This window comes from Acidovorax sp. M14, from assembly GCF_049331375.1.
Lineage (GTDB): Bacteria > Pseudomonadota > Gammaproteobacteria > Burkholderiales > Burkholderiaceae_C > Acidovorax.
On the sequence record NZ_CP186263.1, the window covers coordinates 187,068 to 201,289 of the forward strand.

Below are 14,222 nucleotides of genomic sequence, written 5' to 3' on the forward strand. Positions count from 1 at the left end.
ATTCATCCCACAAGGAGCGAACATGAACCTCGACAAATTCAAGCACCAGCACACCGACATCCTGCGCAGCATCGCCACCTTGCGCGCCCTGGCCCATGCCGGAGTGGAGGCCAACGCCACGGCCATCGCCCAGGGCATCGTTGCGATGAGCGGCACCATCAAGCTGCACCTGGCCGTGGAGGACCAGGTGCTGTACCCCGCATTGCAGCGCGGCGGCAACGCCGAGCTGGCGCGCATGGGCCGCCAGTACCAGAGCGAGATGGCCTCCATTGCCAGCACCTACGACGCCTTCGCGCGCCGCTGGAACACGGCCGACAGCGTGCGCCGCGATGCCGAGGGCTTTCGCAGTGAAGCCAATGTGGTGCTGCGCCGCGTGTTTGAACGCATGCAGCGCGAGGACCACGACTTTTATCCGCGCATCGAAGAGGATGAAACCGCTGATTGCCATTGAACCGCGGCTTTTCTAACCCATCGCATGCCGCAACATGCGCATGAACCATCGGAAGGGCCTAAAGACACGGCCAATGCGACGGCATTTTTCCCTGCATTCCACTCGGCTAGGTTCTATCAAACCGCCTGCGGTGTTTGTACTGGATCGTGAAAACCAACAATGCAGTTCTCACCGCTGCCTCCAGCCCAAGCCTGCCTGTAGCAGCCCCCTCCTCCGTGCGCTGTTCGCAGCGCTGGGGGAGTGCCGGGGTTGCCCCTGGCGGCAATCTGGCTCAGTTGAGAGAGCCGCCAGTCGCAATGTTCTCCATATGAAACCGTAGCGCAGGATGTTCAACCACAGACTGTTGTTCGTCCGATTTGTAGACGAGACCCGTGCCGACGCCCTGCGGCGTTGTCAGCCGGCGAACAGACAGGAGTTGTTGCGTTCCGGTGCCAGAGCGCTGGGAATAGCCTTCACCTTCATTCACGCTGTAGGCAAAGACATAGGATCGTTGCAGTTGACCTTGCGCGTTGATCTTGATGCACAGCACGTTACCTGCCAATCCGCCGGAGGTCTGGTGCTCACACCCGAAAAGTCCGTCTGAGGTTGCGACAAGGCCATTTCCCGTGGAGGTAGGGCCCAAGTTGCTGGTCAGCTGCGCGGCATCCGCGACAAGACCTTCCGAGCCTAAAGAGGTCAATGCCCAGATGCCCACAAGGCTGGATGCTGCAAAGGCATACCCAAAATTGAACCGGGAGATGGCTTTCTCAGATTCACCCGGGAGGGTGATGTAGCCCGTGGCTCCGCTGGTGAAACGGAATCGCACCGTGCCGACGTTGCCCGCCTCTTTTCCTGAAAGTGGGCCGCTACCCAGATAACGTCCCCCTGTGTAACGAATCAAGGGTGCTGCGACCTGATCATTCGCTATCTTGCCTGTTGCCAAATAGAAGGTAGGCTGTCCGCTGCTTTCGTAGGCATACATCTGCATCACGAACGTGTCGTTCTGCACGTCAATCGCCAGCCCCCGCCCTGGCTTGCCATCCAGTTCAGAGCTCACTACCCAGGTCCCTGCCTGTGGTGCAAATGCTTGCGCCAGGCCCGCTCCCGATAGCAATACGACAGCCATCAATTTCTTGGAACGCATCCCTCTCTCCCTCTCTTGAATACAGCAGTGGTGGTTAGACAATCCAACCGAATGTATCCCCTTTCAGTGGCCGCACAGCAAACTAAATTGCCAGCAGATGCAGGGGGACACGCGTCGCTGATGTGACAGAAATCAGCGACCTTCCACCACCCTCAGCACCTCCGCTCCATACGCCTCCAGCTTCTTCGCCCCCATGCCACTGATGCCCTGCAGGTCGTCCAGGGACGCGGGGTTGCGCTCGGCAATCGCGGCCAGCGTGGCGTCGTGAAAGATCACATACGCGGGCAGGTTGTGCTCGCGCGCCACCTCGGCACGCCAGGCCTTGAGGTTGATGAAGCGAGCTTGGGCATCGGGCCCCAGGTTGGCGGCAGCGGCGGGCGGTGCCGTGCTGCGGCGCGTGCGCTTGGCGTGCGCGCTGGCCGTGGATTCGCGCAGCAGCACGGGCACGTCCCCCTTGAGCACGGGGCGGGAGCCTTCGGTAAGGCTCAGCGTGTCGAAGCTGTGGCCGCTCTCCAGCATCACTTTTTGCAGCCCCACGGCCCCGGTGGCCAGCAGCTGGCGCAGCACGCCGCGCAATTGCGCTTCGGAATAGTCCTTGCCCACGCCGAAGGTGGAGAGTTTGTCGTGCCCAAACTGCTTTACCTTGTCGGTGTCCTTGCCGCGCACGATGTCCATGATGTGGCCGGTGCCAAAGCTCAGGCCGCTGGCCTGCTGCACGCGGTAGATGGTGGACAGCAGCTTGCGGGCGGCATCCGTGCCGTCCCACACCACAGGCGGGTTCAGGCAGTTGTCGCAGTTGCCGCAGGGCGTGGAGTGCTCGCCAAAGTAGCCCAGCAGCCGTACGCGCCGGCAATCGGTGGCCTCGGCCAGGGCCAGCAGCGCATCGAGCTTGCCGCGCATCACCTGCTTGAACTCCTCGCTCGCGGGGCTCTCGTCGATCATGCGGCGCTGGTTCACCACGTCCTGCAGGCCGTAGGCCATCCAGGCGTCGGCATTCAGCCCGTCGCGGCCTGCGCGGCCGGTCTCCTGGTAGTAGCCCTCGATGTTCTTGGGCATGTCCACATGCGCCACAAAGCGCACGTCGGGTTTGTCGATGCCCATGCCGAACGCGATGGTGGCCACCATCACAATGCCTTCCTCGCGCAGGAAGCGGTCCTGGTTCTGCTGGCGCACCTCAGCAGGCAGGCCGGCGTGGTAGGGCAGGGACTTGAGGCCCGCGTCCACCAGTGCGGCCGACATCTCCTCCACGCGCTTGCGCGACTGGCAGTACACCACGCCCGCGTCCTCCGGGTGCTCGCGCTCGATGAAGCGCAGCAGCTGCGCCAGCGGCTCCTTCTTTTCTTCGATGCGGTAGCGGATGTTGGGCCGGTCAAAGCTGCTCACGAAGTGCTGCGCGCCCTCCAGCTGCAGTCGCTCCACGATGTCGGCGCGCGTGAGCGCATCGGCCGTGGCCGTGAGTGCAATGCGGGGAACGCCCGCATAACGCTCATGCAGCAACGTGAGCGCGCGGTATTCGGGGCGGAAGTCGTGGCCCCACTGGCTCACGCAGTGCGCCTCGTCGATGGCGAACAGCGACAGGTGACCGCCGTGGTACAGGCTATCGAGCAGACCCAGGAACCGGGGCGTGTTCAGCCGCTCGGGCGCGGCATACAGCAGTGTGATGTCGCCAGTCTGCAGCCGCAGCTCCACGTCCTGCGTCTCGTCATAGCTCAGCGTGGAGTTGAGAAACGCGGCAGACACCCCCGCCTCGTGCAGCGCGCCCACCTGGTCGTGCATCAACGCAATCAGGGGCGAGACCACGATGGTGACCCCACGCCCCTGCTGCTGGCGCACGATGGCTGGCACCTGGTAGCACAGCGACTTGCCGCCACCCGTGGGCATGAGCACCAGCGCATCGCCGCCGGCGATCACATGCTCGACGATGGCCTGCTGGGGACCGCGAAACTGCTCGTAGCCAAAAACGTCCTGCAAAACGGCATGGGCAGGGGACAGTGCGGGGGACAGGCGAGGAGACAAACGAATACTCTGAAATTGATAGGTGCCAGCGCATACGAATCCAGCGCTTGGTGCCAATAAGGCCAAAATCCTTTGCCGTGCCTGGGCTTGGCCCCGTGCGCGGCAGGCGCATATTGTGCGCTGCAAGAGGGCGAGGGGCTGGCTTTCTACAATAGCGCCCTATGCAAGCCCTCCACTACACGCGCGCCGCGCAACTGCCCGACATCCTCGCCCAACGCATCGTCATCCTCGACGGCGCCATGGGCACCATGATCCAGCGCTTCAAGCTGGGCGAGGCGCAGTACCGGGGCGAGGGCTACACCGGGCCGGATGGCGCGGGCGACCGGTTCAAGGACTTTGCGTACGACGTGAAGGGCAACAACGAGCTGCTCAGCATCACCCGTCCCGACGTGATCCGCGACATCCACGAGCGCTACCTGGCGGCCGGGGCCGACCTGATCGAAACCAACACCTTCGGCGCCACCACCGTGGCGCAGGAGGACTACCACATGGCCCACCTGGCGCGCGAGATGAACCTGCGCTCCGCCCAATTGGCGCGCGCTGCCTGCGACAAGTATTCGACGCCCGACAAGCCTCGCTTTGTGGCCGGAGCCCTCGGCCCCACGCCCAAGACGGCCAGCATCAGCCCCGACGTGAACGACCCGGGCGCCCGCAACATCGACTTTGAAACCCTGCGCGCCGCCTACTACGAGCAGACCGAAGCGCTGGTCGAAGGCGGCGCCGACGTGCTGCTGGTCGAGACCATCTTCGACACCCTGAACGCCAAGGCCGCGCTGTTCGCGATTGACGAGTTCTTTGAAAAGAGCGGCGAGCGCCTGCCCCTCATCATCAGCGGCACCGTGACCGACGCATCGGGCCGCATCCTGAGCGGTCAGACCGTCACCGCCTTCTGGCACAGCGTGCGCCACTCGCGCCCGCTGGCCATTGGCCTGAACTGCGCCCTGGGCGCCACGCTGATGCGCCCCTACATCCAGGAGCTGAACCGCGTGGCCGAGGACACCTTCATCAGCTGCTACCCCAACGCCGGCTTGCCCAACCCGATGAGCGACACCGGCTTTGACGAAACGCCCGAGATCACCAGCCGCCTGGTGCACGAGTTCGCGGCGGAGGGGCTGGTCAACATCCTGGGCGGCTGCTGCGGCACCACGCCAGACCACATCGGCGCCATTGCCAAGGCGGTGGCCGATGTGCCCACGCGCAAGATGTTCTACCCCGCAGAAGCCTGAATTTGAGTCAAATCGTCCTCTAGCGCTTATTCAATAAGCGCAAGCAGCTATAAAAAATGTAGTAAATGCCGTACCAGCGCAGTGCGGCAGCCCATTGCAAGGCGCCGCCGGGTGCGGCAACCTTGCAATCCCCCTTCATTGCGCATCCCCGTTTCGCCGTTTGGTCCGTTCACCCCATGCTTGATACCGCCACCCCGCCCGCCTCTTCCTTTGTGGAGGGCGACGACGCAGCCGCAGCGGCTGCCAAGGCCGCCGCGCACGCCGCGCTCAAGCTTGAAAAGCGCCTGGTGCGCCAAGTGGCCCAGGCCATTGGCGACTTTGGCCTGATCGAAGACGGCGACAAGGTGATGGTGTGCGTGTCGGGCGGCAAAGACAGTTATGGAATGCTGGACGTGCTGCGCATGCTGCAGCAGCGCAACGGCAACAAGTTCGAGCTGATCGCCGTCAACCTCGATCAGAAGCAGCCAGGCTTTCCGGCCCATGTGCTGCCCGAGTATTTGACGCAGGTGGGCGTGCCCTTCCACATCGAAACGCAGGACACCTACAGCGTCGTCAAGGAGCACATCCCCGAAGGCAAGACCATGTGCAGCCTGTGCAGCCGCCTGCGCCGGGGCATTCTGTACCGCGTGGCCGATGAGCTGGGGGCCACCAAGATCGCGCTGGGCCACCACCGCGACGACATGCTGCAGACCTTCTTTTTGAACATGTTCTTTGGCGGCAAGCTCAAGGGCATGCCGCCCAAGGTGCAGAGCGACCGGGGCGACCACCTCATCATCCGCCCGCTGGCCTATGTGGCCGAGGACGACCTCACACGCTGGGCCGAGCACCGCCAGTTCCCCATCATCCCCTGCACCCTGTGCGGCAGCCAGGAGAACCTGCAGCGCAAGCAGATCGGCCAGATGCTGCGCGACTGGCAACAGCTCTACCCCGGCCGCATCGAGAACATGGCCGTGGCGCTGCGCAACCTGGTGCCCTCGCACTTCATGGACCCGCGCCAGTTCGACTTCAAGGGCCTGGTGCCCAACGGTGTGCAGGACGCCGATGGCGACAAGGCGTTTGATGCCGAAGACCTTCCTGCGCAGGCCGTGGGCATGCTGGGCGGCCTGCCGCTGATGCCCCGCTGAACCTGACCTCTGACGATTTTTAGATTGGGCCACCCCATGACCACCCTCAAAGCCCCCGAACTGCTCCTGCCCGCTGGCTCGCTCGATAAAATGCGCGCCGCCTACGACTTTGGTGCCGACGCGGTGTACGCCGGGCAGCCGCGCTACTCGCTGCGCGCGCGCAACAACGAGTTCCGCCTGGAGCAGATCCGCCAGGGCATTGACGAGGCCCACGCACGCGGCAAGAAGTTCTTTGTGACCAGCAACCTGATTGCGCACAACGACAAGATCCGCACCTACCTGCGCGACATCGAGCCCGTGATCGACTGCAAGCCTGACGCGCTCATCATGGCCGACCCAGGCCTCATCATGATGGTCAAGGAGAAGTGGCCGGAGACGGAGATCCACCTGTCCGTGCAGGCCAACACCACTAACTGGGCCACGGTGAAGTTCTGGCAGAAGATGGGTGTGTCTCGCATCATCCTCTCGCGCGAGCTTGCCCTGGATGAGATCGAAAAAATCCGCCAGGAATGCCCCGACATGGAGCTGGAAGTGTTCGTGCACGGCGCGCTGTGCATTGCGTACTCGGGCCGCTGCCTGCTCAGCGGCTACTTCAACCACCGCGACCCCAACCAGGGCACCTGCACCAACGCCTGCCGCTGGAATTACGCCACGCACGACGCCGACATCGACCCCACCACGGGCGAAGCCATTGCGCAGAAGATGGAAGGCGATTTCAACTTCGAGGCCGCGCAGCAAAAGGCCGAGCAATCGTTCTCCACCACCGGCAGCGGCCAGCGCCACCCCAAGGCCGACAAGGTGTACCTGATCGAAGAAGCAGGCCGCCCCGGCCAGCTCATGCCCATCATGGAAGACGAGCACGGCACCTACATCATGAACAGCAAGGACCTGCGCGCGGTGGAGCATGTGGCGCGCCTGACGCAGATCGGCGTGGATTCGCTCAAGATCGAGGGCCGTACCAAGAGCCTGTACTACGTGGCCCGCACTGCCCAGGTGTACCGCCGCGCCATCGACGACGCCGTGGCAGGCCGCCCGTTCAACCCCGAGCTGCTCATCGAGCTGGAAGGCCTTTCCAACCGCGGCTACACCGGCGGCCTGCTGGAGCGCCGCCCCAGCAACGACTACCAGAACTACATCAGCGGCCACTCCGTCACGCAGCGCAGCCAGTACGTGGGTGAGGTACTGGGCACCGAGGGCCTGGCCGAAGCGGGCCTGTCGGGAGACTGGGTGCTTGTGGAAACCAAGAACCACTTTGCCGTGGGCGACCTGATCGAAGTGGTGCACCCCAGCGGCAACACCACCGTGCGCCTGCAGGAAATGCGCAACGTGGAAGGCCAGCCCGTGCAGGTCGCCCAGGGCAGCCCGGTGCGCGTGTGGATTCCGCTGCCTGCGCGCTACAGCGGTGCGCTGCTGGCGCGGGTGATCGAGTCGCAACCATCCACAGCCCAGCCAGAGCCTGCCTTGGCCGCCTGATTTTTTTGAGAACGCCCCGGGGGTTCCCGCATGACAACACTTTTTGAATGCAGCCCCCGCCGGGTGGTTGCGGCTGCTGTGCTTGGTGTGGCTTTGTCCGGCGGTGCCAGCGCCCAGGCTCCCACCGTCGCCCCCACCGTTGCCCCGGCTAAGCAGCGCTACGTGCAAGGCTCCTGGGTCAACCTGCGCGAGTCGGCCCAGTCCTCAGCCCGCATCGTGGCCCAGGTGCCTGCCAACACCGTGCTGCAGCAGCTCACCGAGCGTGATGGCTGGTGCGCCGTGCTCTACGCAGGCGATGCGCGGCTGGGCCCGCCCTTGCCAGAGCCGGTGCAAGCCCACATCGCCTGCAACCTGCTGGCCGACCAGCCCCTGACCCTGGCGCAGGCGGGCAAGGATGCTGCTCGCGCCTTCTGGGTGGCGCCGTCGGCCAACCGCATGCGGGCTTACGGCAACGCCCTGCCGCGCCCGGCTGCCTTGCAACTGCCCGCGCTGGCCAAAAGCCATACGCCGGAGATGCCCGTGCAGTACCCCCTGCGCCCCGAATGGGAGGCTGCCAAAAAGCTCATGCGCGGCGGCGTGTTGCTGCGGCCCGAGCAAGAGATTGACCGGGGCCGCCCTGTCAACCCGCTGGACGGTGTGAAACTGGCCACCCGTGCCGTGGACCACATCCCGGCCGTGGCGCCCCTGGCCGCACTGCCCACGCTGCCTGCCATTGCCCCGTCGTACTTCCGCAGCCACGCCAGTGTGGCGCTGCTGCACGAGACCGAGGCCGATGGCCTGGCAGCCGTGGCGGGCACGCGCATCAGCGTCATCCCCACCAAGGAACCCTACGGCAGCTTCAACCGCCACAGCGGCCCGGAGATCGAATTCGTGACGGGTTTTTGGGACGTGGGCGGTGCCGATCTGGCCTTTGCCCCAGCGCTCACGCTGTACGCCATCACGCACCAGGGCCTAGTGGGCGCCCGCACCTTGGGCCGGCGGTATTGGGACATCAGCAACGCCGACCACTATTGCGGTGGCCACTACCCGGGCAAGGGCTTTGACGACCCGCGCAACGACGAGACCACTGCCGTGCGCGGCTATGCCAAGGTGTCAGATTCCGCTGAAGTGCTGGTGCGCCTGGTGGTGCCCGGCAAGCTGCCGCCCGATGCGGTGAAGGTGCGCTCCAGGCGCTACGCCACCAGCTGGATGATCCCTGCAGAGCCGCCCGAGCGGCCCAAGCCGCAACGCAAGAACACCGCAGTGCTTGTGCACCAAATTGACGTGGACCACGACGGCGTGGCCGACATCCTGCGCATCGACACCCCCTCGCCGGGCGGCATGAGCTTTGAGCCCATCTTTGAATGGCGCTGGTACCTCAATATCAACGGCCAGTGGTTTCCGGCGGGGTATTGGGTGGATCAGGAGTGCACGTGACTGCGTGGTCGGCGGCTATCGGCCAGAAGCAGACCTTCAAGTGCGAACCTGCCGTCATGAACAAATGCACTTTCCCTGCATTTTCCGCTTGTATACGGGGGAAATCCTTTCAAGGGCTACACACTTGGCTGTGCGCTCTTGCGTCAATGCTATCGGCGCCGCTGAGGGGGCCGGCGTCTCGCAATGACACCTAACGCGGCCATAAGCAGGCCCAACACGCCCAGCGCAATGTTCGAGAGGGTAGGGATTTTGCGGGCATTCTCAGGGTCGTACACGACCATGGTAATCGACACACGCTGAAGACTGCGCTGTCCGTCGGGTCCGCTAGCCACGCAGATGTCGGTGGTGTAGGTGCCGGGGGTCAAGGCTCCAGCACTGGCGGTCAGCTGCACTGTTGCGCTTCCGTTGGCCGGAGCAGTGCCGGAATCTCCTGATGTGGCTGCAAGCCAGGCCGCACCACAGTTTTCGGACTGGTTCAGACGCATGGCCAGCCCGGGGAATCCGTTGTTCGGTTGCCAACTACCGGTTCCCGTAGAGCTGACGGTCAAACTGGCAAAGCCTCCAGTGCCACGCCCCGAACCGTACCAAGCAATGCGATTCGCAAAGGTTCCAACAGTGTTGACCACTAGCCAATAGTTGCCAGGAGCGAGCGTCAGAGCCTGCCCAGCAGCAGCCAGATTGAGCTCTGTACGGGTTACCGAAGGAGATCCCCCGGTGACGAACGAGACACCTGGCCCTGTAGGCAACGTGGTGAAGCTCCAGATCGCTGGACCTGGCTGATTGTGGGGATTGCCAGCAGGCACGCCACCTGCGTCCGGGTACACGCTGAACGTGAGTGTCTGCGCAGCGACATCCAGAGGCTGCGAGCTCACCACAAAGCTCTGAAAAACGATCGACGCAACCGATGTGCTCGACGCCAGTGAAAAATTATCGGCTGCCAGCTGGGCTTGTGACCCCGCAGTAGCGGGGTCTGTGTATATCGTTGAACGAAGCCCCCCCCCGACCCCCTGGCTGTCGGCCTCGTAAAAAGGCATCAGTACCGTCCCCGACGCCCCAACACGGTAGCCCAACGTTGCGGCGCTGGCGTTGTTCAAGGTAAGCGACTGGGTGCCGCTGCCACCCAGAGGCCAGTAATCGTGGGCGTGGGCAAGGCCACACTAAGGGTCTGCGCCCAGGCGGCTGAGACTACGTAGCCCTGGACACCCAGGATGGCGGCACACGCTGCGATACGGTCCCAGCGGAGGGGTAATAAGGTGCGGGATTCCATCGGTTCCTCAAGCAACAGACCCCACCGTCAGAACGAAGGCAAAGGCCAGAGGATGGTATTCATGGCACCAATGTTTGAGCGGTTAGATACACCTCGTTTCACGAATCGCAGATTTGTAACTTCTCTGCCGCGCAACGTAGATGGCGTTCAAGGTTCAATGTTTTGAATCAATGACAGCTTTGGGAGACTGGATTGACCGGCCACTTCGGACCCAAAGCCGCCTCGGAAATTTGCCGTGGGGTGACGGGTCGCTCAACCCGGCAGGGCAGCCTCCCTCAAAGCGTCCCATCCTCGTAGACATCGCAGTCAAACCCCTTCAACACCGCCAGCGCAGGCACCGCAAAGCGCTTTTCCTGGCTGGCCTTGAGCCGTCCCTTGACTCGCTCAGAAGTAATGAACTTGCCGCTCAGGTAATTGACGCTGCTGCGGCCACCGTCCTTGCCTGAAGTCCAGACAGTCTCTTTGCCGATCAGCTCAAAGTCGCCGCGCCGCGGGTTGAAGCGGAATTGCAGGGTGGTGGATCCCAGGTCGTCCCCCTCCGCCTTGTCCACCGCTGTGACCCACAGCGATGCGCCCTTGGCCTCCAGGCGGAAGAACTTCTGGGCACGGCAGTAGCTGGCGGAGGTGGACAGGGGCGTGTACTGGCCGCCCGGCGTTCCCGCCAGAACCACAAGGCGGATTTCCATGGGCCGGTCCGAGGGGCCGTTGACTTCGTTGAGGAGCAGGGCGATGTCCGGCACGCCGTCTCTGTTCCAGTCGCCGGTGGTGGAGGTCCATTCCACAAAGGTCTGCTGCGGAAACAGCGCGGCAACGGCTACCTCGGGGCGGGCGTAGGTGGCAGGCTGTGCGTGGGCTGGGGGCATCGCCGTGCTCAGCAAGGTGAGCAGACCGGTGATGAAGGGCAGGGCGTGTGGGATGCGTGGCATGAATGGCTGAACCTGTGGGGAAAGTGACCGGAGCTGTGGTGAGGGGAGTGCCGCCGTCGCGTCACTCCACCCAGGCCTGGAAAGCCCGCTTCCAGTGCTTGAGCTCGTAGCGCTCGCCGTCGTAAGAGACAGTGGCGCTGAGGGACTTTTTCTTGTCGCTGCGGTGGGCCGTCAAGCGCAGGTCGGCAAAGCCGTGCGAGGCCGTGGGTGCTACCGAGATCATGATGTTGGTTTCGGTGCGTGGGGCCTCTTCGCCCCCGCAGCGGTTGCCGCTGCCGTAGGTCCAGTGCCGCATGGTTTCCGTCAACACGGGGCGCAGGGTTTTGTCTGCGATGACGAAGAGCGTCAGTTCATCGTCAAAGCCGCCTTCGTAGGTGCAGCGGTCGCGGAAGGTTTGCAGGCGCACCCCGAAAGCGCGGACGGTGCCGGAGAGTTGGTAGCGCGCTGTGTCCAGGCTCAGCGAGGAGGCTGAGACCTCAGACGCCGCGTCTTCCGGAATCACGCCCTTGTAGGACGCCGCGATGCGCCCCGGATGATCGATGACGGCCAGCAGCAGCTGCTTTTCATACTGGGAACCCGCATCGTAGGCAAATGCCGCGAGCACTTTGGATGGGTCTGCAGGCCACTCCTTGCACACGCCCGCCACAATGAGCCCGCCGTTTTCCCCGCTGGGGTACATGCCGTCGGCGGGATAGGCAAAGTGCTTCAGGCCAAAGTGCCGTGCCAGTTGCTGGACGATGGTCTGGCTGCAGCGCCCGGTAGGGTCATTGGGTGCGGGCTGAGCTTGGGCGGCTATGCACAAGCTGAGGGTGGCGCAGAGCAGAAAGGCTTGGGCTGCGTGGCGGGTTCGCATGGTGTTGTAATGCAGCTTGATCAGAGGGCGCTGAACAGGTCACTTCGCATGTTCGAATGTCTCGGCTGGCCGCGCAAGCTTTGCGTGCGCTGGGGGCTGATCTCTGTCGCTTCGTGGCCGTGCCACAAGGAACGTGTTCAAAGTCCGCTCGCACAAATCATTGCGAATCCACTCATCCTCTTTGACCTGGTTGCCGCAACAACGCCCCTAACACCAGCGCTTCGGCCACCACCTCTAGTCCCTCTTCCAGCGTGGCCAGCAGCGATGGCAGCTCGGGCAGGCTGGGCCCACGGGCTTGCACCTCGGGCCATTGGTCCACGCCAATCGCCAGCCAGCCTACGGCCAGGCCCGCCCACAGCAGCGCGCGGGTACCGGTGTGCCACAAGGCGCGGTGCAGCCAGGCCACGGTGAACAGGCCCACGACCGCCACGGCGAGCATGGGGGCTTCGCGCACGGGGGCCCAGCGGCAGGCGTCGGTCCATTCCTGGCAGCGGAACTTCCACAGCTCATGCAGCATGAACTGCTCGTCCAGTGCCAGCACAAAAAACGCAAGTGCCAGCCAGGCGCCCAGCCGCCGGGGCAGGGCGCGGTCCCCCACCATCCGCAGGGCCGTGATGCTGAGCGCCAGCAGCAGCGCACTCGACAGCCACGACACCGGCGAGCCGTCCGAGCGGAAGGCGCGTTCCCATTGCGGCGCATACATCCACACACTGATCAGCAGGAAGCCCAGCACGGCCGTCAGCAGGGCGGCCGCAACGCCTGTGTGGGGCGTGGGGTGGCGATCAACAACGTGGGGGCGGGCAGTGATGTGCGGCGGCATGGTGGGGCTGTGGTTGCGCGCCGAGGGGTTGCACGGCAGGCGGCGGAGCCGAATTGTGGGCAAAAAATTCCGGTAGCGCTGGACTTTATTGCACCCTTTGCTATGTAGTTGATAGCTGATGCGCTTGGCAGGCCTGCTCGCACCACGGCCTGTTCACGCCGCGCGAATCACTACAGAATCGGGCATCCCTTCCCCAGGCAGCCCGGCATGACCCTCCCTATCGATCCGTCCCGCACGGCATTGCCGCCCGTGGCCCAGTTTCTGGCCGAGGCGGCGTTGCAGCGGCAGACGGCGTTGCTGGGGCTGGACAAGCCCAAACCCGCTGCACCTACCGCCCCCGCGCTGTTGCACACGGCAGACCTCAGCGCCCCGCCGCCCTCGGTCACCTCACCCAGCCCGCCCGGCGGGCCGCTGCCTACACCGGCAGACCAGGCCAGCATCTCGCCCCAGGCACGCGAGCAGTTGGCGGCGGGCTTTGATCCGCGCCGGGCGGGTGGGGCCGATGGCAATTGGCCGGGCGCAAGGGGCGAGGGCGCCGGGCGGGCTGCGTCAGCGGGGGCGTCGGCGCTGCTGCCGCGTGGTGCCCCCACGGCTGCGCCAGCCAATGCATCGGCGTCCGCAGCGTCCGCCACGGGCGGTACCGCCTGGCCTGCGTCGGGCCTCAGCGCACCGCTGCTGCGGATGGTGAGTGCCCTGGTGGCACAGGTCACCGCGCAGGCCGGGGTGCCGCAGCGCGTGGTGGCCGCGCAGCCCTGGCCCATCGGCATGGCGCAGGCGCTGGAGAGTGGTGCGCTGGATGCCGACCAGCCGCCGCTGCAAACCTGGCTGGTGCGCCAGGGTGTGGTGGCGACGCCTGAGGGGCCGCGTGGGCTGGCGCTCACCTTGCGTGCCCCGGTGCCCTGGCTGGCGGCCCAGGCGCCGCCCGCCGCTGCGGGCGCGGCGGCGGTGCCAGCTGGCGCAAGCCTGGGCGTGGGCGCCAGCGCTGCGGGTGGTGCGCTGCAGGTGCCTTTTGCGGGCGGGGGCCAGGCGTTGCAATCGGGGGTGATGGCCTTGGTGTTGCAAGGCATGGATGCTGCCGCGCCGCGCACCAGCGCGCTGCTGGTGCTGGACCTGCAACCGCAACTGGCTGCCACCGTATATGGCCGCGACATGCTGCAGCAGGCCACCGGCCGACTGGACCCTTGGACCCAATTGGCCGTGCTGCAGGCCAGCGGCCAGGTGCCGCGTGAGGACGCGCGCGGGCGCAACGGGGATTCGGGCCTGTGCGAAACCGTGGGCTGCCCTTACGCCGCGCGGGCCGAGTGCGTGCAGCCCTTCTGCCTCGCGATGCGCGGTGTGCTACCGCCCGAGCCCGTGGGGCCAGCGCCGTCTGCCTGAGGGCGCATCCGGAGGCTCTCTAACTCTCTGAGGACCCTCTGCACGAGTCACCGCGCCGTGTGCATCTGCGGCCTCGGGCGGTCTGCGGCGTTGCAAATCCTCGCAATAGCTACGGCTATTGCTGCGTTTTGCGCCTTGCAGCCCCTCCCG

At 64.8% G+C, this 14,222-nt stretch carries 12 protein-coding genes; 6 read left to right on the forward strand and 6 right to left on the reverse strand.

The window, feature by feature from the left end; translation table 11 throughout:
- The first annotated feature begins 22 nt into the window (after positions 1 to 22).
- Positions 23 to 451 (forward strand): hemerythrin domain-containing protein, encoded by a 429-nt coding sequence (locus ACOYR4_RS00890; RefSeq protein ID WP_422848333.1) that lies wholly within the window; start codon positions 23 to 25, stop codon positions 449 to 451.
- Between the two features lie 271 nt (positions 452 to 722).
- Here ACOYR4_RS00890 and ACOYR4_RS00895 read toward each other — a convergent pair whose 3' ends face one another.
- The gene (locus ACOYR4_RS00895) at positions 723 to 1,574 is read right to left on the reverse strand and encodes a hypothetical protein (RefSeq protein WP_422848334.1); all 852 of its coding nucleotides are present in this window, start codon (positions 1,572 to 1,574) and stop codon (positions 723 to 725) included.
- A gap of 132 nt (positions 1,575 to 1,706) precedes the next feature.
- Positions 1,707 to 3,566, reverse strand: a complete 1,860-nt coding sequence (gene recQ / locus ACOYR4_RS00900) for a DNA helicase RecQ (protein ID WP_422849704.1) — start codon at positions 3,564 to 3,566, stop codon at positions 1,707 to 1,709.
- Positions 3,567 to 3,751: 185 nt separating this feature from the next.
- Between recQ and ACOYR4_RS00905 the strand changes: the two genes are divergently transcribed.
- The 4 genes from ACOYR4_RS00905 to ACOYR4_RS00920 all read left to right on the forward strand — a co-directional run bounded on the left by ACOYR4_RS00905 (position 3,752) and on the right by ACOYR4_RS00920 (position 8,829).
- Positions 3,752 to 4,816: a homocysteine S-methyltransferase family protein gene (locus tag ACOYR4_RS00905; RefSeq protein WP_291443351.1), complete on the forward strand. Its 1,065-nt coding sequence runs from the start codon at positions 3,752 to 3,754 to the stop codon at positions 4,814 to 4,816.
- Positions 4,817 to 4,992: 176 nt separating this feature from the next.
- A complete protein-coding gene (gene ttcA, locus ACOYR4_RS00910) occupies positions 4,993 to 5,940 on the forward strand; it encodes a tRNA 2-thiocytidine(32) synthetase TtcA (RefSeq protein ID WP_422848335.1) in 948 nt (315 codons plus the stop codon).
- 36 nt (positions 5,941 to 5,976) lie between these two features.
- Positions 5,977 to 7,413, forward strand: coding sequence for a tRNA 5-hydroxyuridine modification protein YegQ (gene yegQ, locus ACOYR4_RS00915; RefSeq protein WP_422848336.1), 1,437 nt, complete (start codon positions 5,977 to 5,979; stop codon positions 7,411 to 7,413).
- A gap of 30 nt (positions 7,414 to 7,443) precedes the next feature.
- The gene (locus tag ACOYR4_RS00920; protein ID WP_422848337.1) at positions 7,444 to 8,829 is read left to right on the forward strand and encodes an SH3 domain-containing protein; all 1,386 of its coding nucleotides are present in this window, start codon (positions 7,444 to 7,446) and stop codon (positions 8,827 to 8,829) included.
- Between the two features lie 149 nt (positions 8,830 to 8,978).
- Here the strand turns inward: ACOYR4_RS00920 and ACOYR4_RS00925 are convergent, their stop codons facing one another.
- From ACOYR4_RS00925 to ACOYR4_RS00940, 4 genes are all read right to left on the reverse strand, one after another.
- Positions 8,979 to 9,863 (reverse strand): IPTL-CTERM sorting domain-containing protein, encoded by an 885-nt coding sequence (locus ACOYR4_RS00925; RefSeq protein WP_422849705.1) that lies wholly within the window; start codon positions 9,861 to 9,863, stop codon positions 8,979 to 8,981.
- 508 nt (positions 9,864 to 10,371) lie between these two features.
- Complete coding sequence (locus ACOYR4_RS00930; RefSeq protein ID WP_422848338.1) at positions 10,372 to 11,022, reverse strand: hypothetical protein; 651 nt, start codon at positions 11,020 to 11,022, stop codon at positions 10,372 to 10,374.
- A 61-nt stretch (positions 11,023 to 11,083) separates the two neighbouring features.
- Positions 11,084 to 11,875, reverse strand: a complete 792-nt coding sequence (locus tag ACOYR4_RS00935) for a hypothetical protein (protein ID WP_422848339.1) — start codon at positions 11,873 to 11,875, stop codon at positions 11,084 to 11,086.
- A 172-nt stretch (positions 11,876 to 12,047) separates the two neighbouring features.
- On the reverse strand, positions 12,048 to 12,695 hold the full coding sequence (locus tag ACOYR4_RS00940; RefSeq protein ID WP_422848340.1) for a hypothetical protein: 648 nt from the start codon (positions 12,693 to 12,695) through the stop codon (positions 12,048 to 12,050).
- A gap of 207 nt (positions 12,696 to 12,902) precedes the next feature.
- Between ACOYR4_RS00940 and ACOYR4_RS00945 the strand changes: the two genes are divergently transcribed.
- On the forward strand, positions 12,903 to 14,072 hold the full coding sequence (locus ACOYR4_RS00945) for a hypothetical protein (RefSeq protein ID WP_422848341.1): 1,170 nt from the start codon (positions 12,903 to 12,905) through the stop codon (positions 14,070 to 14,072).
- Positions 14,073 to 14,222: the final 150 nt, after the last annotated feature.

Bases quoted from the DNA above. Each gene is read 5' to 3' on its own strand.
- ACOYR4_RS00890 (WP_422848333.1), top strand. From the start codon at position 23: ATGAACCTCGACAAATTCAAGCACCAGCACACCGACATCCTGCGCAGC.
- ACOYR4_RS00895 (WP_422848334.1), bottom strand. From the start codon at position 1,574: ATGCGTTCCAAGAAATTGATGGCTGTCGTATTGCTATCGGGAGCGGGC.
- ACOYR4_RS00905 (WP_291443351.1), top strand. From the start codon at position 3,752: ATGCAAGCCCTCCACTACACGCGCGCCGCGCAACTGCCCGACATCCTC.
- ttcA (WP_422848335.1), top strand. From the start codon at position 4,993: ATGCTTGATACCGCCACCCCGCCCGCCTCTTCCTTTGTGGAGGGCGAC.
- yegQ (WP_422848336.1), top strand. From the start codon at position 5,977: ATGACCACCCTCAAAGCCCCCGAACTGCTCCTGCCCGCTGGCTCGCTC.
- ACOYR4_RS00920 (WP_422848337.1), top strand. From the start codon at position 7,444: ATGACAACACTTTTTGAATGCAGCCCCCGCCGGGTGGTTGCGGCTGCT.
- ACOYR4_RS00925 (WP_422849705.1), bottom strand. From the start codon at position 9,863: ATGCCTTTTTACGAGGCCGACAGCCAGGGGGTCGGGGGGGGGCTTCGT.
- ACOYR4_RS00930 (WP_422848338.1), bottom strand. From the start codon at position 11,022: ATGCCACGCATCCCACACGCCCTGCCCTTCATCACCGGTCTGCTCACC.
- ACOYR4_RS00935 (WP_422848339.1), bottom strand. From the start codon at position 11,875: ATGCGAACCCGCCACGCAGCCCAAGCCTTTCTGCTCTGCGCCACCCTC.
- ACOYR4_RS00940 (WP_422848340.1), bottom strand. From the start codon at position 12,695: ATGCCGCCGCACATCACTGCCCGCCCCCACGTTGTTGATCGCCACCCC.
- ACOYR4_RS00945 (WP_422848341.1), top strand. From the start codon at position 12,903: ATGACCCTCCCTATCGATCCGTCCCGCACGGCATTGCCGCCCGTGGCC.